This window comes from Micromonospora sp. LOL_021 (assembly GCF_048060215.1).
Classification (GTDB): domain Bacteria; phylum Actinomycetota; class Actinomycetes; order Mycobacteriales; family Micromonosporaceae; genus Micromonospora_E.
This window is the reverse complement of the sequence record NZ_JBHMIN010000032.1, coordinates 54,132-76,695: the sequence shown is the minus strand read 5'-3', so window position 1 is coordinate 76,695 and position 22,564 is coordinate 54,132. Positions and strand designations below refer to the sequence as shown.

Sequence of the window (22,564 nt, the reverse complement as noted above, 5' to 3'; positions counted from 1 at the left end):
TGGAAACCTCCATCAGGGCGACATACACGCCAACCACATCTCCGACTCGTTCAAACCGGTTTCCGGCGGCGCCACGCCACACCGGGGCGACACCCGTGCCGTACCACAGCAGTCCGAAGCCGATCCCGCCCAGCAGCGGGCCGATCTGGGTGTGCTGACCGTGCTACCGCAGGAGACGCGCGCCGTCGTCGAGGTCTTCCAGCAGGCCGAGGAGTACCGCCGCAAAGTGCTCCCCGACGGGAGCCGGGTGCACGAGGCCACCTTCGAGACTCCGCACGGGCCGCGCACAGCGGTGCTGATGCAGACCCTGGACCGGGGGCAACTGTCGGCCACCGCCGCCTACACCCGGCTACGGCACTGGTACGCGCCGCCGATCATCGCCCTCGTCGGCATCGCCGGTGGCATCAGCGCTCAACTCGACGTCGGCGACGTGGTCCTCGCCGACCAGATCATTTTCTACGACAACCATCGGGACACTGCGGACGGTCCCCGCTGGCGGGGCGAGTCGACGGCGCTGACGGCGGCACTGACCATCGCGGTAAACGACCTGTTCAGCACCGAGGGCGAGCCATTGCGAATTCCCTCACCGGATCACGGCGACGACTTCCGCGTACGACGCGGGCCGCTGGGTTCCGGCAGCGCGGTGATCACCGACGAACACTCCCGGATCCGTACGTTCTTGCATGACTTCCAGGAGAAGTGCCTCGCTGTGGAGACCGAGTCCGGTGGCCTCGTACAGGGCTTCCGGGAGGAGTTCGCCGACGGTACCGGGCTTACCGGCTGGCTCGTGCTCCGCGGCATTTCCGACCATGCCGACGCGGCAAAGGGCCACCGCGACCACGACCTGGCGGCCCGAAACGCCGCCCGGGCGTTCCACCGCGTGCTGCCCTACCTGTGGGACGCACGCCGCTGACAGGTGCTGCCCGGACCCGGTCCGGGCAGCACCTGCCGTACCAGGAGGATGCGATGCCAGGTCCGATTCGCGCCTGGCCACCGCGCAGGCGTGGTCTGTTCAGCCACCGGCTGGACACCGTAATCACCGTCCTGCTCGCCCTGGCGCTCGGTCTACTCGGCGTCCTTGACGTGGTCGACACCGCCACCGTGGCTGCCGCGACGCTGGGAACGCTGGCCCTGCTCACCACGACGGTGGCCGGGGAGCGCCGGCAGCTGGACCAGGTGGTGCGCCGGCTGGACGGCGCGGTACGGCTGATTCGGCACCTGCCGGCCCAGCCGTCCGGCGGGATGTCGCTACGGGCCTCCACCTCCGGTGCAGACGTCGACCTCACCGACGTCGAGGACATCGCCCTAGTCGGGGTGACCCTCGGCCGGACCCTGCGCAACCAGGTCGATCAGATCGCCAGCCGGCTTGCCGCAGGTGCCCGCATCAGAGTGGCGCTCATCGACCCGGCGACTTCCGTACCGGCCGAGGCCGCCCGGCGGGCCACCCTTCCGGACGACCGGGACATCTTCGTCAACCGGGCCCGGCCTACTCTCGACCTGTTACGCGAGCTGGCCCGTACCGCCCGTCCCGGCACCGGCTCCCTGGAGGTACGGTTGCTGCCGCTCGTGCCGGCGTCGGGGATGATCCTGCTGGACGCCGACGAGGAGACCGGACGCATTCACGTCGACCTCTATTCACACCGCCCGTCGGCAGCCGAACCGATGATGACGCTGACCACCGCCAGTCTGCAGTGGTACCGACACTTCCGTGACGAGTTCGAACACCTCTGGCGGCACGGACGGCCGGTCGACCTCGCTGGGGCTCCGGTGCCCTGACCGGCCGCTCTGGTTCGGCCCGGCTGCGGTGCAGGTGGCGTACGCTCGGGCGAGCTATCAGTGCAGGCCGCCGGGGTCGCTGCGTCACCGCTGGCGAGGCAGGGAGCAGGAGGACATGGAACTGGCCATCGGGCTCTTCTGCCTGATTTGTATAGTTGTGGTAGTCTTCGCCGGGTACGGCGTCGCGGTGTACAACGGTCTGGTCACCGCCCGTAACGCGTTCCGGAACGCGTTCGCCCAGATCGACGTACAGCTGACCCGACGCCACGACCTCATCCCCAACCTCGTCGAGGTTGCCAAGGGGTACATGACACACGAACGTGAGGCGCTCGAAGCGGTGATCGCCGCTCGCGGCGGCGCGGTCGACGCACAGGCCGCCGCGACCGGCAATCCGGGCGACCCCGCGGCGATGCAGCAGCTCGCCGGGGCCGAGAACATGCTGACCCAGACCCTGGGAAGGCTGTTCGCGCTCTCCGAGGCGTACCCGGACCTCAAGGCCAACCAGAACATGATGCAGCTGACCGAGGAGCTGACCTCCACCGAGAACCGGGTCGCCTTCGCCCGGCAGGCCTACAACGACGCGGTGATGGGCTACAACAACAAGCGGGAACGCTTCCCCGGCAGCATCGTGGCGAGCATGTTCTCGTTCGGCCCGGCCGCCCTGTTCGAGGTCGACGATCCGCAGCAGCGGCAGGCTCCCCAGGTGAACTTCTGAGCGAATGAACTTCTTCGAACGGCAACGTCAGGTCCGACGGGTCTCCGCCCGGCTGGTCGTGCTGTTCGTGGCCGCCGTCGTCGGCATCGTGGCCGTGGTCGACCTCGCCGTCTTCGTCGTCTTCGACGGCGCGTCCCGGCAACCGGCCGCGCTCCTCGGCATGCTGGTGGTGACCAGTCTGGCGACCGTCGCGGTGATCGGCCTGGCGGCGCTGGTCCGCACCGTCACGCTGCGCGGTGGCGGCGGACGGGTGGCCCGGGAGCTCGGCGGCGTACCGGTGCCGCCGGACACCACCGACCCGCAGCTGCGCCGGCTGCGCAACGTGGTCGAGGAGATCGCCATCGCCTCCAGCGTGCCGGTGCCGGAGATCTACCTGCTGCCGCGCGAGGAGGGGATCAACGCGTTCGCCGCCGGCTGGTCGACCTCGGATGCGGCGATCGCGGTCACCCGTGGCACGCTGGAGCGGCTCAACCGCGACGAGCTGCAGGGCGTCATCGCCCACGAGTTCAGCCACGTGGTCAACGGCGACATGCGGCTCAACATCCGGTTGATGGGGCTGCTGTTCGGCATCCTGTTCCTGGCGGTGATCGGCCGTGGCCTACTGCGCACCGGATTCGTCAGCGGTGGCCGCTCCCGCAGCGACAACCGGGGCGGCAATCCGCTGCCGCTGATCGGGCTGGCGATGGTCGCCGCCGGGTACGTCGGTGTGCTGGTCGGCCGACTGATCAAAGCGTCGGTGTCCCGGCAACGCGAGTACCTGGCCGACGCGTCGGCCGTGCAGTTCACCCGGCAGACCGCCGGGCTGGCCGGTGCGCTCAAGAAGATCGCCGGGCTGCCCGCCGGGTCACAGTTGAAGAGTCCGAAGTCCGAAGAGGTCGGCCACATGCTGTTCGGGCCGGGTGGCAGGCTAACCGCGCTGTTCTCGACGCATCCGCCGATCGCCGACCGGATCAAGGCACTCGATCCCAGCTTCGATCCGGCCGAGCTGACCACACTGTCCCGGCGGTGGGCGGCGGCCCCGCCATCCGGGCTGGCCGAGGACCGCGCGCTCGGGCTCACCGGGGGCGGGCTCACCGGCGACGGTACGCCGGACCGCTCCGACGCCCGGTCAGACCAGGCCGGCGATACGCTGCCCGACCCGGGCGCCCGCGTCCCGGTCGACCCGGCCGAGGTGGTCGACCGGATCGGCGCCGTCCCGCCGGGCGGCTACCCGCACGCCGCCGATCTGCTGGCCCGGATCCCGCCCGACCTGCTCGATCGGGCACACCGGCCGGACACCGTGGTGCCGCTCATCCTCGGGCTGCTCCTCTCGACCGATCCGCAGGTCCGTGCCCGTCAGCACGCGGAGATCTCCCAGCGGCACGGCAGTTCGCTCGCCGACGCCACCTGGCAGGCCGGCCAGGCCACCGCCGGGCTGCATCCACTGCTGCGGCTGCCGCTGGCCGAGGTCGCCTTTCCCGCGTTGGCGCAGCGGCCACCGGCCGAGCGGGAGACGATCGCCGACGCGATGGCCACCCTGGTCCGGGCCGACGGCCGGGTCAACGTCTTCGAGTACTGCCTGGCGCGGCTGGTCGGCGACGAGCTGCGGGGGTCGCTGCGGCCGCCGTCGCGATCGGGCAACGGCCGCCGTACGCTGCGCGCAACCCGGCAGGCGGTGGTGACCCTGCTCAGCGTGCTGGCCGAGATCGGCCACCCGGATCCCGCCGCCGCGCGGCGGGCCTTCGCCGCCGGCGCGGCACACGCCCTGCCGCAGCGCACCGATGTGCGGTTCGTCCCACCGGCCGGCGGGTTGCTCGACCTGGAGTCGGTCTGGTCCGACCTCGACGGACTGCAGCCGGCGGACAAGGCCCGGCTGATCGCCGCGACGGTCGAGGTGATCAGCCACGATGGCGTCATGACGGTGCCGGAGTTCGAACTGCTACGGACCATCTGTCTGGTGCTGCACAGCCCGCTGCCGCCACTGCCACCGGTACCGTCCTGACCCGTCACAACCGGCCCTGGTTGTCCAGCAGGCCGGACTTGAGCACGTCGAGGACGTACTCCGCCGCGTTGCGGGCCGCCGCCACCCGGTACTCGTCGTTCTTGTCGTTGTCCCCCCAGTCGGAGATCCCCCGCACCGCGATCCACCCCACCTGATGCTCAGCCGCTACCCCGGCGAGGACATGCGACTCCATGTCACCCGCCACCGCGTTTGGGTGGTCGCGCTTCAGCTCGGCGAGTGCCTGATCGGAGTGGTAGAGCGTGTCGGAGGCGACGATCGGACCGACGTGCACCTCGGCTGTCTCCCATCCGTCGGAGCAGGCGTCGAAGCAGCTCAACAGCGACGGAGACGGATCGTTGGCCGACCCCCGGTACTCCTTCTTGACCAGCCCCTGGACCTCGCGAAGTGCAAAGGAGGCCACGTCACGGGCCTGGTTGACCACCACCACATCGGCCAACCGCTGCTCCTCAGGCTTCAGTCCGAAGCAGGTGCCGGTGAGAATCATGAAATCCGGCCGCCACTGTCGGATCAGGCTGGACGCAACGAGGGTGACCCCCGACGCGGTGTTCAGGCCGCCCGGTGCGCGGGCCAGCATCACCTCGGTGCCGGCGACGGTGCCGAGCTGGAATACCACGTACGGCGGGCGCTGCTGCCGGTACGGGCTGAGCCCGTAGTTCTCCCGGGCGACGGCCAGGACGGCGTCGCGTTCCTTCTTCGTCGCGACGATCAACAGAATCCGGGTGAGTCCCATGATGCCGTCCACACTCTCGGTGAATCCTGTCTCTGATCTTGCGATTGCCCGCCACACCTGCCGCAGCGCCACCAGCCCCACCGGGAGAATGGTCAACGCCATCACGCTGACCAGCATGCCGAGCAGCACCGAGCCGGACGCCTGCGGCCTGAGGTCGGGCGGATCGTTGAGCAGCAGTCGCTGCCACAACCAGCGCAGCGCCTCGCCGTAGCTGTCCGGCCGCCCGGCGCAGTCATCGCCGCACGCCCAACGCTCCTGGCTCGCCACCAGGTATGCGAGACCCGCCACCACCGCGGCGACCGCCGCGCAGTACAGCACGAAGAAGCTCGCCGTGTTGAACGCCCGCTGCGGCCGTCCCCGGACCCGGTCGCGAGGTCGCAACGTCACCACGTCGGCACCCACTCCGTAGGGCAACCCCACCTGTTGCAACTGCGGCAGCCGGGCACGCATCGCGGACGTGGTCACTCCGGTGACGAGACAGACCATGACCTCCGTGACGAGCATGGACTGCGGCACCGCTCCGACGTTGCTGGTGACCCGGTGCGCACGGGCGTCGACCAGCACGCTCAGCCGCTGCGAAACGGCCTGCATCAGGTCACCGGCCGTCGCCACGTCGGTCAGGTGACACAACGGCATGGACCACTGCTTCGCAGGCAGCGAGTCCCGGGCCCGACGGTCGTCCGTGGGCGGACGGACCGCCGCACGCAGGCCGCGAACCGCCGCGCCCACCAGTCCGCCGCCCAGCATGACGAGCACGTAGCCCAGCGCCGACATCACCAGTAGCAGCGCCCCGGTCCAGGCCCGGGCCAGGAGACCCCCGGCAGCGACGATCAGGACCGCGCCGGGCGGTACGGCCAGCACCAGCGTTTCCCACCGACGCTCAAGTGCCCGCAGCACCGCGAGCGGCAACCCCCCGCCCCAGTACGGCTCCGGCATGGCGGTCGGCGGACGCAACAGCGCGAATGCGTTCGCGCCACGCCAGACCAGCCTGCCTTCCCGGGCCGCGACGTACAGAATGACGCTCAACGGCCCGACGCAGCGGCAGAACGCCAACGTGCCAGCCGGACGCACGGTGCGGTACGCCTCCCGACCATGTTCGGCCCTGCGTACCGTGCGTGCCGCCGCACGGCAGTCTCGCAGCGACAACGCCGGGACCGTGCGCCGGATCCCGTCCGGACCGGTCACCATGCCCGCACCTGCTCCTCCTCGACGAAGCCCAGCACGACAGCCCGCAGGTCCTGATACAGCCGCCCCGCTTGTTCGCTGACCAGGTAGTGCGGCATGTCGGAGCGCTCCAGCTGTCGATGCCGGTCAGGCGGGGCCAGCAGGTAGGGCGAGGTGAGCATCAGGCCCGGTCCACCCGCGCCGCGCAGGTCGACCGCGAGGCAGGCCATGCCGGGATATGTCTCGGTCAGCTGGATGTGCAGTCGCTGCCCGGCGTCACCCAGCTGGTCGCGGAACCGTTGCAACGACGCCAGCGACTGACGGATTTTCGGCCCCAGCTGCTCGCCACGTTGCTCGGCGAGCAACGTGGTGGCCGTACAGTCCGGGTCCATCAACACGCACCGGTACGTGCCCCCTCTGCGCAGCAGATCGAGCACAGCATCCCGGAAGTATGCTGGGCGCTCGGTCGTCACGAGGTAGTTGGAGGCGGTGCGCAGTGCCGTACCGAGATCGATCACCTCCGCTTCGGCCGCCGCCACGAGTCGGGACTTCTCCTGCTGACTCGGCCGCTCGGCGTAGCCGTGCAGTGCGGTGCCCGCGGCCAGCCCGTTGACGCAGAGCCAGGAACGCCGGGCGTGACCGGCACCGCCGCCGGACACGAGGAGATGGATCCGGTGGCCCTCGTAGGAGCCGACCTCCTCGAACAGTGCCGAGTAGCGACCGGCGACCTGCCAGACAGCGTCGGATATCGCCACGCTGTCCGGCGGGGTGACCTTCTCGAGGTGGGCGGCGAAGTTGATGTCCGGCGAGTAGATGGAACCTTCCTCACCCTGGCCCCGGTACCGCACGACACCGCGATGGACCGCGATCCGAAGCCGTAGCCGACCTTTGATGCCGAGGCTGGCGAACTCGTCGCGCAGGTGCGGCAGGTCGATGTTCAGGGCGTCCCGTACATAGCTGAGCGCCACGTCGCGGGCGATGCTCTCCTCGTCGTCATGGATCACGACGAGACCACCGTCCCCGGCCCACCGCCACAGCTGGGCCCGGGCGCAGCGATACTGCTCGGCGAGCATCCCCAGCCGCCGGAGCAGGCGTTCCCGCAACAGGTCGAAGGCGCGCAAGGCGCGGTCCCGGGGGTTGTTGGCGACCATGTCCGAGTGACCGGCGGCGTCGACCAGGACGAGAAAGACGCTTTCGTACGTTCGGTCGGTCCGGAAGACATCCTGCATGCGGCGGCTCCTGTCGGCATCGGGACACCATGGACGGGCGGCGCGGTCCGTCACTGTGACCGAGACTCAGTCACACCGACAACATCTCCGTATGGATTCGTCATCAGTCATGCCGAGCCGTACGGCGTGCGACCGCACCAGGAGGTCCGTTGCCCCCGCCGCCGCCAGTCGCCAACTCGTTTCTCGCTCAGCTGGACCCAGGGATCTGGGCCGCGATCGCCGCGCGTACCCGAAGCGCCACGTACCCGCCCCGGACCCAGTTGTTCCACCAGGGCGACCCCGCCGGCCACGTCGTCGTCCTGCTCGAGGGATGGGTGAAGGTCACCTCGACGTCGCGGGCCGGGAAGGAGGCGCTGCTCGCGCTGCGCGGCCCCGGCGACATCCTCGGCGACCTGGCCGCGGTGGACGGCCTGCCGCGCTCGGCCACCGTGACGGCGTTGTTCACGGTGACGGCCCGGGTGGCCGACGGGCAGGCGTTCGTGAAGGCGGCGACCGACAACCCACACGCGGCACGGGCGCTGCTCCGCCACCTCGCCCGCGGCCTGCGGGAGTCCGACCGGCGACGGCTGGAGTTCGTTTCGGCGAGCGGCTCGGCCCGGCTGGCTGCCCTCCTGCTGCAGCTGGCCGACCAGCACGGTCGGGCCACTGCCTCAGGCGTCGTCATCGACCTTCCGTTGTCGCAGCGGGAACTCGCGACAGCCGCAGCCATTTCCCGGGAAGCGGTGGCCCGGACCATCCGGGCGCTGCGCGAACGGGACCTGATCCGCACCCGCCATCGGGGCATCGTGCTGCGCTCCCCGGAGGTCCTGCGCTCGCTGGCGCGAGATGTGTCAGATGACGCAGGTTGATCGTGACCGTCGGCGTCGAGGCCGCGACCCGCCCGTTCGACACTGAGCTCATGCCCCCGCACGCCGCTTGCGACGCCGATGACCGGGACGACCGACTCGCGTCGTACGCGGAGCGGCTGATCAACGACAACCGCAAAGAGATGCGTCGCGCGGACGGGAAGGCCACCCAGGCGCTGGTGGTGGTCGGAACAGGTACGGCGACGCTGTTGGCGGCGATAGCCGAGGGCTCCTGGTCAGTCGCGACCATCTCCCCCGGGCAGTTGTGGGCCTGGTGGGCCGGCTGCGCCCTGCTCGTCGTGTCCGTCACATTACTGGTGCTGGCGCTCGTGCCTCGGTTGGGGGGCAGGTCACCGGCTGGCCGGATCACGTATTTCGGCGACATACGCCGGTGGAAGGAATCGGGTTCACTACGGAAGGCTCTTGAGGAAACGGCCAGGGAACCGCTGAGCGCGGCGCTCGCCGAGCTGTCCTGGACCAGCATGACCGTCATGGCCAAGTACCGGCTTGTCCAGTACGGGATCATCACGCTGGCCGCAGCGGCATGTTTGTTGTTCGCAAGCATCTGGTGACCGTGCTCGCGACGCCTCGAAATCGGATGGCTGATAGTGACTGATCCTCGCAGGTTCTTTTACCGACTCACACCGCAGGAGCGCGGAGAGCTTCTCGCAATAGCCCATGTCCGCCGATTCCGTGATGGCCAGTATCTGACGCGTCAGGGCGAAGCCTTCGCGAACGTGGCGCTGATACGACAGGGCCGAGCCAAGGTGGTCGCCTCGACCAGCGACGGGCGTCGGACAATCCTGATGGTCTGTGGGGTCGGGGACCTTGTCGGCGGCTCCGACTACTACGCGGGTGGTACCTGCCTGGCTTCGATCGTCGCGGCTGGTCCGACCGAGGCAGCGGTTGTCGACCGGGATGCCTTCGCTGGGCTGCTGCGGCGTTGTCCCAGGATCGCCCAGGAGATCGCCCGCGGGCTCAACGAGCAACTGGTGTGGGCGAACCGCCGTCGAATCGCCGACAGTCTACCGGTCACGGTCCGAACCGCCCAGGTCCTACTCGACCTCCACCATTCGGCCACTCCGAACCCGCCGAGCGATCAATCGCGCCCGCCAATCGATGTACCTTTCACTCAGCGAGAGTTGGCCGAACTCATCGGGGCCGCCGAGGTATCGGTACAGAAGGCACTCCGCGAATTGGCCGAAGCGGGCCTCGTCGTCCGACGGTACGGCCGGACATCCATCCCCCATCCGGACAGGATGCAGCGGTTCCTCGACGAAGCATGCGGAATACATCCGGTGACGTAATTCCTCCCACGATCCGGCCGCACAATACCGTGCCCATGCCGGAACTGCTGCAGATCGATCCGCCGCAGGCGCGAGGAACGACAGTTCGACGGTACACATCGAAATGAGTTGATCATGATGTTTCCTGCTTCCACCAAAAGATTATTCCTGTCAGCGGCGTTGGCAGGTCACCCTGGCGGTCTCGGGCTGCGGCGGACCGGACGGTTCAGACGGCCCGGTGGTGACCGACGCCGATCACCGCGACTGTGCCACAGTGGCCGGGGCGTCGATCCCCGCCGATGCCGACACCGTCACGCTGGTCGCCGATAACACCGCGTCGGACGCGGGCGGCGGCCTGCCTCCGGCGATCGAGGAGAGCCTGCGCGAGGCCCAGCGCACCGGGCAGATCCTGGTGATCGTGCCGGTCGACGGTGACGGCGCCAATCCAGTGGTCCGGCAACGGATCGCGCTCGATCCCTCTACCGGCGAGGACTCACCCCGGGCGGATCGGGCCCGCGACATCGTCATCAGCTGTGTCGAACGCTGGCTCCGGGCACCCGAGTCCCAGCCGAACAGTCCGGGTAGCGACATCCTCGCCGCGATCGGTGCCGCCGCGAGAGAGCAGCCGACCACGATCCTGGTCATCTCCGATGGACTGGGCACGGCTGGTGGCCTGGACGTCAACCGGCACGGATTCGACGTCGACCCGGCGCAACTCGCCCGCGACGCGCAGGACGCCGCCGAACCGCAGCTACGCGAGACGTCCATACTGTGGGCCGGTCTGGGTAACTCGACGACGCAGCTACCGCAGGCGTTGCGCAACTCGCTTCGGACGCTGTGGACGGCCCTGCTGACCGAGGCGGGTGCGGAGGTCGCCTTCGACGACCGGTCCGGGCCCCCGGCGGCAGCGGTCGACGGACTGCCGGAGGATTCCCCAGCGCGCCGGCCACCAGGTTCGACGGGCACGATCGAGACGCCACCGCTCGTGCCTTCGGCGAGATGATCGCAGACCTCACCGGTCAACGGCTGGTGCGGAACTGACCCGCCCGGTCGGGTCACCAGTTGTGCATGCTGCCGTCGGTGAGCCGGTTGACCGGCAGCGACGCCGGCGCGTACGGGTAGCGCGCCGCCGCAGACTCGTCGATGTCGACGCCGAGCCCGGGTTCCTCGCCGGGGTGCAGGTAACCGTCGGCGAAGTGGTACGAGTGCGGGAAGACCTCGTCGGTGGCCTGGGTGTGCCGCATGTACTCCTGCAGGCCGAAGTTGGGGATGCTCAGGTCGACGTGCAGCGCCGCCGCCATGCAGACCGGGGACAGGTCGGTGGCGCCGTGCGAGCCGCTACGGACGTGGTGCAGCGCCGCCAGGTCGAAGATCCGCCGCAGGTGACTGATCCCGCCGGCCCGGACCACGGTGGTCCGGACGTAGTCGATCAGCTGCTCGGTGATCAGCTGCTGACAGTCGAAGATGGTGTTGAAGACCTCCCCGACGGCGATCGGCGTGGTGGTGTGCTGGCGGATCAGCCGGAAACCCTCCTGCAGCTCGGCCGGGACCGGGTCCTCCAGCCAGGTCAGCCGGTACGGTTCCAGGTCCTTGCCGAGCCGGGCCGCCTCGATCGGGGTGAGCCGGTGGTGGGCGTCGTGCAGCAGCTTCAGGTGCGGGCCGAACTCGTCGCGTACCGCCGCGAAGACCTGCGGGGTGTGCACCAGGTAGCGCTCGGTCGACCAGGTGGTCTCGGTGGGGATCGCGGCGTCGGCCGGCTCGTAGAACATCCGGTCCTTGCCGACGCCGTAGGTGGCCGGCAGGCCCGGGACGGCGGTCTGCACCCGCACCGCCCGGTAGCCGAGGTCGACGTAGCGGGCCACCTCGGCGAGCACCTCGGGGACCGTCTCGGCGTTGGCGTGGCCGTAGACGGTGACCCCGTCGCGGCAGCGACCGCCGAGCAGCTGGTAGACCGGTAGTCCGGCGGTCTTTCCCTTGATGTCCCACAGCGCGGTGTCGACTGCCGCGATGGCGCTCATCGTGACCGGGCCGCGCCGCCAGTAGGCACCCCGGTACAGGTACTGCCAGGTGTCCTCGATCCGGCTCGCGTCCCGACCGATCAGCGTCGGCACCACGTGGTCACGCAGGTAGCTGGCGACGGCCAGTTCGCGGCCGTTGAGGGTGGCGTCGCCGACGCCGGTCACACCGTCCGAGGTGACGATCTTCAAGGTGACGAAGTTGCGGCCCGGGCAGGTCACGATCACCCGGGCGTCCACGATCCGCATCGACCAGTCTCCTCGTCTGCGCGGCCGGCTGCCGCTCGCCGCCGAGGTTAGCCGAACCGACGATGCCGGGAGATCCGGGCGGCGGGAAGATCCGGGGGGGTCCCCGGGTTGGGCACGGTTGTGATCGACGTTCCGCTCTCCGTCCTCGACCTTGCCCCGGTCGCCGCCGGCAGATCCGCCAGCGAAGCACTGCGGCACACCACGGAGCTGGCCCGCCGGGTCGAGCAGCTCGGCTACCACCGGTTGTGGGTGGCCGAACACCACAACATGCCCGCCATCGCCAGCTCGGCACCGGCGGTGCTGCTCGCCCACCTGGCCGCGGCCACCTCGACGATCCGGGTCGGTTCCGGCGGGGTGATGCTGCCCAACCATCCGCCGCTGGTGGTCGCCGAGCAGTTCGGCACGTTGGAGGCGCTGCACCCGGGCCGGGTCGACCTCGGCATCGGCCGGGCCCCGGGCACCGACCAGGCCACCGCGCTGGCGCTGCGGCGCACCATGGCCGGGCTGGGTGCCGAGACGTTCCCGCAGGAGCTGGCGACCCTGATCGGCTATCTGCGCGGCGACGCCGGACCGATCGCCGCGACCCCGCACGCCGGGCAGTCACCGGCGATCTGGCTGCTCGGTTCCAGCGGATTCAGCGCCCAACTCGCCGGCACCCTGGGCCTGCCGTTCTCCTTCGCCCACCATTTCAGTGCGGCCAACACGCTGCCGGCGCTCGCGCTGTACCGGCAGCATTTCCGCCCGTCGGCGTGGTTGGACCGGCCGTACGCGATGGTCGCGGTCAACGTCGTCTGCGCCGAGTCGGACGAGCGGGCCGAGTGGCTGTCCGGCCCGGCCGCCCTGGCGTTTCTGCGGCTGCGCGCCGGGCGGCCGGAGGCACTGGTCAGCCCGGAGGAAGCGGCCGCCTATCCGTACACGGATCTCGAGCTGCAGTTCATCCGCCAACGCAACGAGGAGCAGGCGGTCGGCTCCCCCGACACGGTCCGGCGGGCGCTGCGCGAGTTGCGCGAGCGCACCGGTGCCGACGAGCTGATGTTGACCACGATGGTGTACGACGTCGCCGACCGGGTGCGCTCGTTCGAGCTGGTGGCCGGTGACCCGGGTCACCCCACGGACGGCGATCAATAGCCGGAAACAGGAGCTTCATCAGCTGGTCACCGCCGCGCGACGGTCCGCTGGCTATCGTCTTCGGCAGGTGATGGTTCGACGCACGAGATCACGCGTGGGGTGGATGTCGTCGCGTCCGCCGACGGGGGACCGGGTTCCGGTCCCCCGTCGGCGCGTCTACGGCCGCCGATTCACTCAGTCGGCCGCCGGATGCACTAGAAGGTAAACATTCACCGCAAGTAGACGTTCGGCGTCGGTGGTGCCGGCATGTTGGCGCCAATGAAGAACGACGGGTGTGGCGGCTGGTTGTAAGCGGTATTCTGCCAGGCGACCGCCACCCGGTACTGCGGGTCGTGCATCAGGGTGTGGATCCGTCGATCAGTGGTGTGCGGTGTGGCGTAGATCCGCAACGCGCGGGAATCGCTGGTCCGCCAGATGACCTCCTCCCGCCAGTCGCCGAACAGGTCGGCCGACAAAGCGGGGGTCGCCTTGGTGCCGTTGTTCGATGCCACCCCGGAGCCGGTCAACAGCCGGGTGTCGCCGGAGGTGCCGTACTTGTCGATCCGGGTCTGGTCGAGCAACTCCCGGACCGGGTCGCCGTCCCACCAGCTGAGGAAGTTGGCCGACGACGGCTTGCGTCCGACGTTGCCGCCGGTCGGCGAGCGCAGCTCGGAAACGGCCGACGACCAGGACTCGGCTCCGGCGCTGCCAGCCCAGATGTCCGCCGATACGCCCCGGCCGTTGTCCCCGCCGGTCGGGGTCTGCCAGATGATCTGCCCGGTACGGGCGTCGATCAGCGCCGACGACGGCTTCGAGCCGTCCTCCTGGACCTTGAAGTACTCCAGCCCGGACCGCCCCGGGTCGAGGTCACCGACGTGGCCGGCGTCGCCGTGGTTCAGGCTGGTGTTCCACAGCCCGCGACCGTTGTCGTCGATGGTGGCACCGCCGAAGACGATCTCGTCGCGGCCGTCGCGGTCGACGTCGGCGATGGACAGCGAGTGGTTGCCCTGCCCGGCGTAGCTGCCGTTACCCGACGAGTTGGAGTCGAAGACCCACCGCTGGGTGAGGTTGCCGTTGCGGAAGTCCCAGGCGGCGATGACGGTACGGGTGTAGTAGCCGCGTGACATGATCAGCGACGGCCGCTGGCCGTCCAGGTAGGCGGTGCCGGCGAGGAACCGGTCCACCCGGTTGCCGTACGAGTCGCCCCAGGACGACACGTTGCCCCGCGCCGGCACGTAGTTGACGGTGGACATGGCCGCACCGGTCTGGCCGTTGAACATGGTCAGGAACTCCGGACCGGACAGCACGTAACCGGACGAGTTGCGGTAGTCGGCGCCGGAGTTGCCGATGACAGTGCCTCGGCCGTCGCGGGTGCCGTCGGCGGTCTTCATCGCCACCTCGGCCCGGCCGTCGCCGTCGTAGTCGTACACCTGGAACTGGGTGTAGTGGGCCCCGGCCCGGATGTTGCGTCCCAGGTCGATGCGCCACAGCCGGGTCCCGTCGAGCCGGTACGCGTCGACATAGACGTTGCCGGTGTAGCCGGAGTGCGCGTTGTCCTTGGCGTTGGACGGGTCCCACTTCAGGACGATCTCGTACTGTCCGTCACCGTCGAGGTCGCCGACGCTGGCGTCGTTCGCCGAGTAGCTGTAGCTCTCCCCGGACGGGGTGGTGCCGCCCGGCGGCACCTGCAGCGACACGTCCAGGTAGCCGTTGGCGAAGGTCAGCGACGCCGGCGACGCGGGCTGCTCGACGCCACCGACCACCGCCCGGACCGTGTAGCTGGCGTTGGACGCGGCACCCGCGTCGTAGTAGTTGGTCGACGCGGTGACCGGTGACGAGGTGACCCGGGTGGAGCCACGGTAGACGTGGAAGCCGGTGCCGGCGGCCTCGGTGCCGAGCAGCCGCCAGGAGACCAGGTTGCCGGATCCGGACCGGACGCTGATCAGCCCACGGTCGAGGTCCTCCATCTGCTTGGCGCCGGGCCCAGGCGTCGGGGGCGGGGTGGTGGTCGGGGGCGCGGTGGTCGGGGGCGGCGCGGTGGTGGGCGGGGGCGGGGTGGTCGGCGGTGCCGTGGTCGGCGGGGGTGCGGTGGTCGGCGCGACGCCGCCGGTGCAGGTGGTCCCGTTGAGCGCGAAGGTCGTCGGGACCGGATTGCTGCTGTTGTTCCAGGATCCGTTGAAGCCGAACTCGGTGCTGGCGTTGGTGGCCAGGTTGCCGTTGTAGCCGACGTTGTCCGCGGTGACCTGGGCACCGCTCTGCGTCACCGCCGCGTTCCACGCCTGGGTGATCGTCTGCCCGGCGCCGAACGACCAGGTCAGCTGCCAGGAGGTGACGGGGTCACCGAGGTTGGTCACGGACACGCTGGCGCCGAAGCCACTTGGCCACTGGCTGGTGACGCGGTAGTCGACCGCGCAACCTGCGGCTGCGGCGGCCGGCGACGCGAGGATCGTGGTGGCCACACCGGCACCGGCCGCGGTGGCCACCGCGGTCGCGACGGCGAGCAGGGCTCGGCGGGGAGTCCCGGGCTGGGACCGGGAACTGTTGGGAGGGACATTGCGCATGGGAGTCTCCGGGAGCAGAGGGCGGGCGGCAACGGACGGACGCCCGGCTGCCCGGCCGGGGCGTGCGCCCGGTGGCGCTGCGCTGGATCGGTCGACCGCGGTGCGGCGGTCGTCGGTCGGCTCCCGTGCAGGCCAATGCTAGGGCAATCGCTTTCCTCGATCAATGTCGATGTCCATCGGAGCCCGGCGGGGGTCCGTGTCGGCGGAGGCGGTCACCCACCGGTTGGTCCGGCTCCCGCAGCACCAGCAGCCCGCCCGCTGGCACCCGGACCCGACGAGCGCCCCGGCCGCGACCCGGTGTGCCGGTGACACCGGCCGAGCTGACCGACCATCGGCCGGTCGACCGGCCGGAATCAGCCGAGCCGGCACCGACCGCCAGCAGGACCTCACCGGCGGGCAGAACGTCGCTGGCCACCATGATCTCCCCGGACGGCAGGACGCCACCGGAGACCAGCACCTCACCGGTGGCCGCCACCACCGCCTCCTCCCGGCCATGGTTGAACAGGAACAGCCACCGGGTGGTGCCGTCCACCCGGCGTACCGCCTCCACCCCGGCGGGCGCGGCGGGCAGCACCGGTGCCACCCCGGCCTCGGCGGCGACCACCGCCAGCAGTTCCCGGTAGCCGTCGTCGTCCAGCCTGGTGGACAGGTACCAGGCGGCCCCAGCACCGACCGACCGGCGGGTCACCGCCGGCTGACCGGCCAACACCCCGCCGACGTAGTCGAGCACCGGTTCCGCGCCACGGGCCTCCACCCGTTCCCGCCACAGCCGTCCGACACGCCCGCCGGACAGCGGCGCGGTGCCGTCCGGACCGAGCGGCAGGAACTCCTCACTGCGTACGCCGAGCAACTCACGCAGGGCACCGGGATATCCGCCCAGCCGGACCCGGGCGTCGGGGTCGGCGACCCCGGACAGGTAGCTGACCACCAGATGACCGCCGGCCCGTACCCAGTCGCCGAGAGTGTCCGCGACGGCGTCGTCCATCAGGTACAGCGCGGGCAGCACCAGCATCCGGTAGCCGGTCAGGTCCAGCTGCCCGGCCGCCGGGCAGACGAAGTCGGTGGTGATCCCGCACCGCCACATCGCCCGGTGCGCGGCGGCCACCTCGTCGGCGTACGAGATGTGCCCCGACGGCAGCCCGGGATGCTGCAGCGCCCACCCGCTGGCGGCGTCCCAGCCGATCGCGGCCCGGGCCGCCACCGCGGCGGTGTCGGTCGCGGCGAGCAGCCGCAGCGCCTCGCCGAGCTGTACCGCCGACCGGAAGGTCCGGGAGTCGGCACCGGCGTGCGGCACCATCGCCGAGTGGAACGCCTCGGCACCGCCGCGCGGCGCCCGCCACTGGAAGAACATCGCGCCCCGGGAGCCGCGCGCGACGTGGGCGACGCTGTGCCGCAGCATCCGGCCAGGCTCCTTGGCGTAGGCGGTCCCCTCGGCGTACCGGTAGATCAGGTTGGGCGCGCTCTCCATCAGCAGCCAGGGCCGGTGCCGACCGGCCGATGGCGGCGATCCGTACCCGGTGACCGGGCGTGACCAGGACCGGGCGAGGTCGGCGGCGAGCGCGGTCTGTTCCTCGGCCCGGCCGTCGGTCTCGGTCGGATAGTGGTCGACGGCGATGAGGTCGACCTCCCGCGCCCACCGGGCGTGGTCCACCGGAACCCAGTCGCCGAACACATAGTTGGTGGTGACCGGCACGTCCGGGGTGTGTTCGCGGAGCAGGTCGCGCTGGTCGCGGTAGGCGGCGAGCAGTTCGTCGGACCAGAACCGGCGGAAGTCCAGCACCTGCGTCGGGTTGGTCAGGTACTGGGTGGCGCGCGGCGGGTCGACCTGCGTCCAGTCGGAGTAGCACTGGCTCCAGAAAGCACCGGTCCACGCCTCGTTGAGCCGGTCCAGGTCACCGTAGCGCTGCCGCAGCCACCGCCGGAACGCGTCGGCCGCGTGCGGGCAGTGGCAGACCGTGCCGTACTCGTTGTGCACGTGCCACATCGCCAGCGCCGGGTGGTCGCGGTAGCGTTCGGCGAGCATCTCGGCGATCCGCCGGGCCGCGACGCGGTACGCGGGGGCGGCCGCGCAGTAGGTGTCCCGGCTGCCGTGCCGCAGCCGTACCCCGTCGGCGGTGATCGGCAGCGCGTCGGGGTGGGCGAGGGAGAACCACGGCGGCGGTGCGGCGGTCGGGGTGGCCAGGACGACCCGGATCCCGCCCCGGTGCAGCAGGTCGAGCGCCCGGTCGAGCCAGTCGACAGTGTACTCGCCGGGCCGCGGCTCCAGCCGGGACCAGGCGAACACCCCGACGGTGACCAGGTTGACCCGGGCGCGGCGCATCAGCTCGACGTCCTCGACCCAGGTCGTCTCCGGCCACTGTTCGGGGTTGTAGTCCCCGCCGTAGCAGAGCCCGTCGAGTCCTTTCGGCCAGCGCATCGGCGCTCCCTCCGACGTTGACAGTTTGTTGGGTCACCAAAGAAACTAACTTAGTCGCCCCCAGGCCGCTGGTTCCACCATGCAGCGTCGAGCGCCGGACCCGACGAGGAGAGCCCCATGCCGTACCGTCCGCCCCTGGTCCCCCATGAGACATTCGTGGCCGACCCGCCCGACCTGCCGATCCGCGCGCCCGGCGAGGAGGGCCTGTCCGCGCTGGTCCGCGCCGAATTGCTGGGCACCGACGCGGCCGGGATCACCGGCAAGGGCAGCACCGCCGACGGCGAGACGCTGACGGTCGCGGTCAGCGCCGCCGGGGAGGGGGTGATCCGGGTCCGGCTGAGCGCGACGCCCGACGCCCGCAGCCGGTCGGCCCGGGCGCTGCCGCTGGTCGATCCACGCCCGTACCCGGCCGCGGTCACCGTGGCCGGCGACACGGTACGCGTCGACGCTGGGACGATTGTCGCCGAGCTGCGGCTCGACCCGTGGCATCTGCGGTTCCTCGACCAGCAGGGTCGGGTGCTGCTCAACCAGAACCGGGGCGAGCGCGACATCAGCGGCCGGCTGCGCACCCTGCCGTTCGGCCGGTCCCTGGTCGACGGGTCCGTCGCCGCGTACCACGAGAGCTTCGACGCGCCCGGCGACGAACGCTTCGTCGGGCTCGGCGAGAAGTTCACCCGGCTGGACAAGCGCGGCCAGCGGGCACTGATGTGGAACTTCGACGCCTTCGGCAGCGAGTCGGACCGGTCGCACAAGAACGTCCCGCTGTACCTGTCCGACCGTGGCTACGGGGTGCTGGTCGACAGCGGCATGCCGGTGGAGTTCGACATCTGCTCCTCCACGCACAGCTGCGTGCAGATCCTGGTGCCGGACGACCTGATCGACTACTACGTGATCGCCGGCCACACCCCCGCCGAGATCCTGGACCGCTACGACCGGTTGACCGGCCGACCGGTGCTGCCGCCGAAGTGGGCGTTCGGCACCTGGATCTCCTCCGGCTTCTTCGTGGACAGTCAGGAGAAGGTCCTGGACCGGGCCCGACGGATCCGTGCCGACGGCATCCCGTGCGACGTGCTGCACCTGGACTGCTACTGGCAGGCCGACGGTGCCTGGTCCGACCTGGCCTGGGACGCCACCAACTTCCCCGACCCGGCCGGCATGCTGGCCACCCTCGCCGAACAGGGGTTCAAGGTGAGCCTCTGGATGAACCCGTACATCATGACCGGCAGCCCGGTCTTCGCGCAGGCCGACGCGGCCGGCTACTTCCTGCGCCGCCCGGACGGCTCCACCTACATCGCCGACGTCTGGCACGGCTCCTACCCGGTCTGCGGGATCGTCGACTTCACCAACCCGGCGGCCACCGAGTGGTTCACCGGTCTGCTGCGCGACCTGCTGCGGCAGGGCGCGATGGTGTTCAAGACCGACTTCGCCGAAGGGGTGCCGGCCGACGCGGTGGCGCACAACGGGATGACCGGCGTCGAGCTGCACAACGTCTACACGCTGCTGTTCAACGACGCGGTCGCGGCGGTCACCCGGGAGGTCGCCGGGCACGGCATGGTGTGGGCCCGGTCGTCGTTCCTCGGCGGGCAGCGGCATCCGGCCCAGTGGAGCGGCGACGTCAACGCCACGTACCCGGGGATGGCCAGCACACTGCGCGGCGGGCTGTCGCACGGCCTGTCCGGCGTACCGTTCTGGAGTCACGACGCCGGCGGGTTCCACGGCACCCCGACCCCCGACCTGTACGTGCGGTGGGCGCAGTTCGGTGCGCTGTCGCCACTGGTGCGCTTCCATGGCACCACCAGCCGGCTGCCGTGGGACTTTCCCGACGACGCCGCGCGCGACTCGGTCGAGGCGATCCGGCTGCGCTACCGGTTGATGCCTTACCTCTACTCGGCGGCGGTCACGGCCGCCCGCACCGGTGCCCCGATGATGCGGGCGCTGCTGGTCGACTCGCCGGACGATCCGGCCGCCTGGGGTGCCGAACTGGAGTACCGGCTCGGCACCGACCTGCTGGTCGCACCGATGATCAGTCCGGACGGCCGGCGGCACGTCTACCTGCCGGCCGGTGACTGGGTCGACCACTGGACCGGGCGGACCCACACCGGCGGACGCCACCTGCCGGTCGAGACGCCGCTGGACCGGATCCCGTTGTTCGTCCGGCACGGCGCGCTGATCGCGACGACCGAACCGCAGGACACCGTCGGCGACGGTCCGTTCACCGACGTCACCCTGGTCAGCTGGGGCGGCGTCAGCGCCGAGACGTTGGTCTGCGACGTCGACGGCGACACCACGGTCCGGGCGGTACGCGACGGCGACACGTTGCGGGTCGACGTCGACGGGCCGCTGCCGGTCCGCCGGGTCGAGGTCGTCGCGGTGACCGGCACCGAGCCACCGGCCACTGTGCTGCTCGACGGCGTACCGCTCTGACCAGCGCGGTGCCGGCCGGTCAACCCTTGATCGCGCCGGTGATGACGCCCTTGGTGAAGTGCCGCTGCACGAACGGGAAGATCACCACCGCCGGCAGTACGGTGATCACCACCACCGCCATCTTGACCGCCAGGGTCGGCGGGTACGCGGTGACCCCGGGGATGTTCACCGGCGCGCCGGTGACCGACGGCGACTGCCCGGCCAGGATGTAGCTCTGCAGCACCCGCTGGATCGGCCACTTGTCGTTGTCGTCGATGTAGAGCACCGCGTTGAAGTACGCGTTCCAGTAGCCGACGGCGTAGAACAGGCCGACGACGGCGATCACCGCCCGGGACAGCGGCAGCATGATCCGCCACAGGATCCGGAACTCCCCGGCGCCGTCGATGCGGGCCGCGTCGATCAGCTCGGCCGGCACGTTCATGAAGAACGCCCGGATCACCACCAGGTTGAACACGCTGATCGCGGTGGGCAGGATCAGCGCCCACAGACTGTTCTTCAGGCCCAGCCCGGTCACCACCAGGTAGCTCGGCACCATGCCGGGATAGATCAGGAAGGTGAGCAGGAACAGGAACAGCAGCGGCCGGTGCGCGAGCGAGTCCTTGCGGGACAGCCCGTACGCCGCCAGCACCGTCAGCACCAGGCTGAACGTCGTGCCGACGACGGTGACCAGGGTGCTGACCCACACCGCCCGGCTGATCTGACCGCCGGAGAAGATGTTCACGTACGCCGACAGGTCGATCTCCCGGGGGATCACCACCATGCCGCCGGTGGCGTTGATGGTCTCCCGCGACGCGAGGCTGGTCACCAGGACCGACCACATCGGGAAGATCACGGCCAGCACCATCGCGGCGAGGACGAGCCCTTTGACGCCCTGGCCGACCGGGCTCGGCGGCTCCTCCCAGACCGGCCGGCCGACGCCGGGGCGCCGCCGTCGGGGCGGCTGGTTCACCGGGTCGAGCCGGGGTCGGCGCCCGGCGGTCAGCGTACGTGCGATGCTCACCTGGAATACACTCCCTGCTCGCCGAGGCGGTGGGCGAACTTGTTCGCGGCGATGATCAGCACCAGCCCGATGATGCCCTTGAACAGGCCGGCGGCGGCACCCATCCCCCACTGCTGCGGGATGATCGCCTGGTAGTAGACGTAGGTGTCGAGCACTTCGGCGGCCTGCCGGCCGACCGCCTCACGCTGCAGGATGAACTGCTCGAACCCGACGGTGAGTGCGTCACCGAGCCGCAGGATCAGCAGCAGGACGATCACCGGACGCAGCCCGGGCAGGGTGATGTGCCACAGCCGCCGCCAGCGCCCCGCACCGTCGGCCGCCGCCGCCTCGTAGAGGTTCTGGTCGATGGCGCTGAGCGCGGCCAGGAAGATGATCGCCCCCCACCCGATGTCCTTCCACACGGCCTCGGCGGTGACCAGCACGATGAACGTGTCCGGGTTGCCCATCACGTTGAGCGGGTCGAGCCCGGCGTCGCGCATCCGCTGGGCGAGCAGGCCGGCCCCGCCGAGCATCTGCATGAAGAAGGTGACCACCAGCACCCAGCTGAAGAAGTGCGGCAGGTAGACGACGCTCTGGATGAACCCGCGCACCCGGGTCGACAGGATGCTGTGCAGCAGGATCGCCAACAGGATCGGCAGCGGGAAGAAGAAGACCAGCTGGAACGCGGTGATGGTCAGGGTGTTGACCACCGCGTCCCAGAACGCCGGGTCACGGAACAGGGTCTCGAAGTTGCCGAACCCGATCCATTCGCTGTAGACGAACGCCTCGAACGCGTTGTCGCCGACCCACGGGTTGTAGTCCTGGAAGGCGATCACGTTACCCAGGGTGGGCAGGTAGTGGAAGACCAGCAGCAGCAGCGCGGCCGGCGCGGCCATGAGCAGCAGCGGCCAGTCGCGGCGCAGCCGGGCCCGCAGCGGCACGGTCCGTCGGCGGGTGCGCCGACCATCCGGGGTACGGCGTGATCGGCGGTCGCCGTCCGGGGTGGGCTGGTCCGGCGACGGCCGGAGCCGGCCGTCGCCGGATCCGGCGGTCACGGACGTCTCGA

17 protein-coding genes are annotated in these 22,564 nt (G+C 70.3%); 10 read left to right on the top strand and 7 right to left on the bottom strand.

Annotated elements, in window-relative coordinates; translation table 11 throughout:
- The 4 genes from ACFHWT_RS20550 to ACFHWT_RS20535 form a co-directional block, all read left to right on the top strand.
- Window positions 1-913, top strand: a 913-nt coding sequence (locus ACFHWT_RS20550; protein WP_416596299.1) for a hypothetical protein, incomplete at its 5' end; no start/stop codon positions are given.
- Between the two features lie 53 nt (window positions 914-966).
- Window positions 967-1,776 carry a hypothetical protein gene (locus ACFHWT_RS20545; protein WP_416596298.1) on the top strand — a complete coding sequence of 270 codons (810 nt, stop codon included), beginning with the start codon at window positions 967-969 and terminating at the stop codon, window positions 1,774-1,776.
- 115 nt (window positions 1,777-1,891) lie between these two features.
- Window positions 1,892-2,491, top strand: coding sequence for a LemA family protein (locus ACFHWT_RS20540; RefSeq protein WP_416596297.1), 600 nt, complete (start codon window positions 1,892-1,894; stop codon window positions 2,489-2,491).
- Window positions 2,492-2,495: 4 nt separating this feature from the next.
- Window positions 2,496-4,472, top strand: a complete 1,977-nt coding sequence (locus ACFHWT_RS20535) for a M48 family metallopeptidase (RefSeq protein ID WP_416596296.1) — start codon at window positions 2,496-2,498, stop codon at window positions 4,470-4,472.
- A gap of 4 nt (window positions 4,473-4,476) precedes the next feature.
- Here ACFHWT_RS20535 and ACFHWT_RS20530 read toward each other — a convergent pair whose 3' ends face one another.
- Both ACFHWT_RS20530 and ACFHWT_RS20525 read right to left on the bottom strand, forming a co-directional pair.
- Window positions 4,477-6,411: a hypothetical protein gene (locus tag ACFHWT_RS20530; protein ID WP_416596295.1), complete on the bottom strand. Its 1,935-nt coding sequence runs from the start codon at window positions 6,409-6,411 to the stop codon at window positions 4,477-4,479.
- On the bottom strand, window positions 6,405-7,616 hold the full coding sequence (locus ACFHWT_RS20525) for a hypothetical protein (RefSeq protein WP_416596294.1): 1,212 nt from the start codon (window positions 7,614-7,616) through the stop codon (window positions 6,405-6,407). Before ACFHWT_RS20525 ends, ACFHWT_RS20530 begins: the two co-directional genes overlap by 7 nt.
- A gap of 149 nt (window positions 7,617-7,765) precedes the next feature.
- Here ACFHWT_RS20525 and ACFHWT_RS20520 point away from each other — a divergent pair, with 149 nt between their 5' ends.
- From ACFHWT_RS20520 to ACFHWT_RS20505, 4 genes are all read left to right on the top strand, one after another.
- Window positions 7,766-8,464: a Crp/Fnr family transcriptional regulator gene (locus tag ACFHWT_RS20520; protein WP_416596293.1), complete on the top strand. Its 699-nt coding sequence runs from the start codon at window positions 7,766-7,768 to the stop codon at window positions 8,462-8,464.
- Window positions 8,465-8,466: 2 nt separating this feature from the next.
- Entirely contained in the window at window positions 8,467-9,033 is a 567-nt protein-coding gene (locus ACFHWT_RS20515; RefSeq protein ID WP_416596301.1) for a Pycsar system effector family protein, read from the top strand.
- 36 nt (window positions 9,034-9,069) lie between these two features.
- The gene (locus ACFHWT_RS20510; protein WP_416596292.1) at window positions 9,070-9,768 is read left to right on the top strand and encodes a Crp/Fnr family transcriptional regulator; all 699 of its coding nucleotides are present in this window, start codon (window positions 9,070-9,072) and stop codon (window positions 9,766-9,768) included.
- 220 nt (window positions 9,769-9,988) lie between these two features.
- Complete coding sequence (locus ACFHWT_RS20505; RefSeq protein ID WP_416596291.1) at window positions 9,989-10,750, top strand: hypothetical protein; 762 nt, start codon at window positions 9,989-9,991, stop codon at window positions 10,748-10,750.
- A 52-nt stretch (window positions 10,751-10,802) separates the two neighbouring features.
- Here the strand turns inward: ACFHWT_RS20505 and manD are convergent, their stop codons facing one another.
- Entirely contained in the window at window positions 10,803-12,011 is a 1,209-nt protein-coding gene (manD, locus tag ACFHWT_RS20500; RefSeq protein WP_282231328.1) for a D-mannonate dehydratase ManD, read from the bottom strand.
- A gap of 120 nt (window positions 12,012-12,131) precedes the next feature.
- On the opposite strand from manD, the gene ACFHWT_RS20495 reads away from it, so the two are divergent.
- Entirely contained in the window at window positions 12,132-13,139 is a 1,008-nt protein-coding gene (locus tag ACFHWT_RS20495; protein ID WP_282231329.1) for an LLM class flavin-dependent oxidoreductase, read from the top strand.
- A gap of 209 nt (window positions 13,140-13,348) precedes the next feature.
- On the opposite strand, the gene ACFHWT_RS20490 is transcribed toward ACFHWT_RS20495, so the two are convergent.
- Together ACFHWT_RS20490 and ACFHWT_RS20485 are read right to left on the bottom strand one after the other, a co-directional pair.
- Complete coding sequence (locus tag ACFHWT_RS20490; RefSeq protein ID WP_416596290.1) at window positions 13,349-15,679, bottom strand: cellulose binding domain-containing protein; 2,331 nt, start codon at window positions 15,677-15,679, stop codon at window positions 13,349-13,351.
- 160 nt (window positions 15,680-15,839) lie between these two features.
- Window positions 15,840-18,095, bottom strand: coding sequence for a beta-galactosidase (locus tag ACFHWT_RS20485; protein WP_416596289.1), 2,256 nt, complete (start codon window positions 18,093-18,095; stop codon window positions 15,840-15,842).
- 117 nt (window positions 18,096-18,212) lie between these two features.
- Here ACFHWT_RS20485 and ACFHWT_RS20480 point away from each other — a divergent pair, with 117 nt between their 5' ends.
- Window positions 18,213-20,519, top strand: a complete 2,307-nt coding sequence (locus tag ACFHWT_RS20480; protein WP_416596288.1) for a TIM-barrel domain-containing protein — start codon at window positions 18,213-18,215, stop codon at window positions 20,517-20,519.
- Window positions 20,520-20,538: 19 nt separating this feature from the next.
- On the opposite strand, the gene ACFHWT_RS20475 is transcribed toward ACFHWT_RS20480, so the two are convergent.
- Window positions 20,539-21,519, bottom strand: a complete 981-nt coding sequence (locus tag ACFHWT_RS20475; protein ID WP_416596287.1) for a carbohydrate ABC transporter permease — start codon at window positions 21,517-21,519, stop codon at window positions 20,539-20,541.
- Window positions 21,516-22,553, bottom strand: coding sequence for an ABC transporter permease (locus ACFHWT_RS20470; RefSeq protein ID WP_416596286.1), 1,038 nt, complete (start codon window positions 22,551-22,553; stop codon window positions 21,516-21,518). The genes ACFHWT_RS20475 and ACFHWT_RS20470 overlap by 4 nt, the downstream gene beginning before the upstream one ends.
- Window positions 22,554-22,564: the final 11 nt, after the last annotated feature.

Bases quoted from the DNA above. Each gene is read 5' to 3' on its own strand.
- ACFHWT_RS20545 (WP_416596298.1), top strand. From the start codon at position 967: ATGCCAGGTCCGATTCGCGCCTGGCCACCGCGCAGGCGTGGTCTGTTC.
- ACFHWT_RS20540 (WP_416596297.1), top strand. From the start codon at position 1,892: ATGGAACTGGCCATCGGGCTCTTCTGCCTGATTTGTATAGTTGTGGTA.
- ACFHWT_RS20530 (WP_416596295.1), bottom strand. From the start codon at position 6,411: ATGGTGACCGGTCCGGACGGGATCCGGCGCACGGTCCCGGCGTTGTCG.
- ACFHWT_RS20490 (WP_416596290.1), bottom strand. From the start codon at position 15,679: ATGCGCAATGTCCCTCCCAACAGTTCCCGGTCCCAGCCCGGGACTCCC.
- ACFHWT_RS20485 (WP_416596289.1), bottom strand. From the start codon at position 18,095: ATGCGCTGGCCGAAAGGACTCGACGGGCTCTGCTACGGCGGGGACTAC.
- ACFHWT_RS20535 (WP_416596296.1), top strand. From the start codon at position 2,496: ATGAACTTCTTCGAACGGCAACGTCAGGTCCGACGGGTCTCCGCCCGG.
- ACFHWT_RS20480 (WP_416596288.1), top strand. From the start codon at position 18,213: ATGCCGTACCGTCCGCCCCTGGTCCCCCATGAGACATTCGTGGCCGAC.
- ACFHWT_RS20525 (WP_416596294.1), bottom strand. From the start codon at position 7,616: ATGCAGGATGTCTTCCGGACCGACCGAACGTACGAAAGCGTCTTTCTC.
- manD (WP_282231328.1), bottom strand. From the start codon at position 12,011: ATGCGGATCGTGGACGCCCGGGTGATCGTGACCTGCCCGGGCCGCAAC.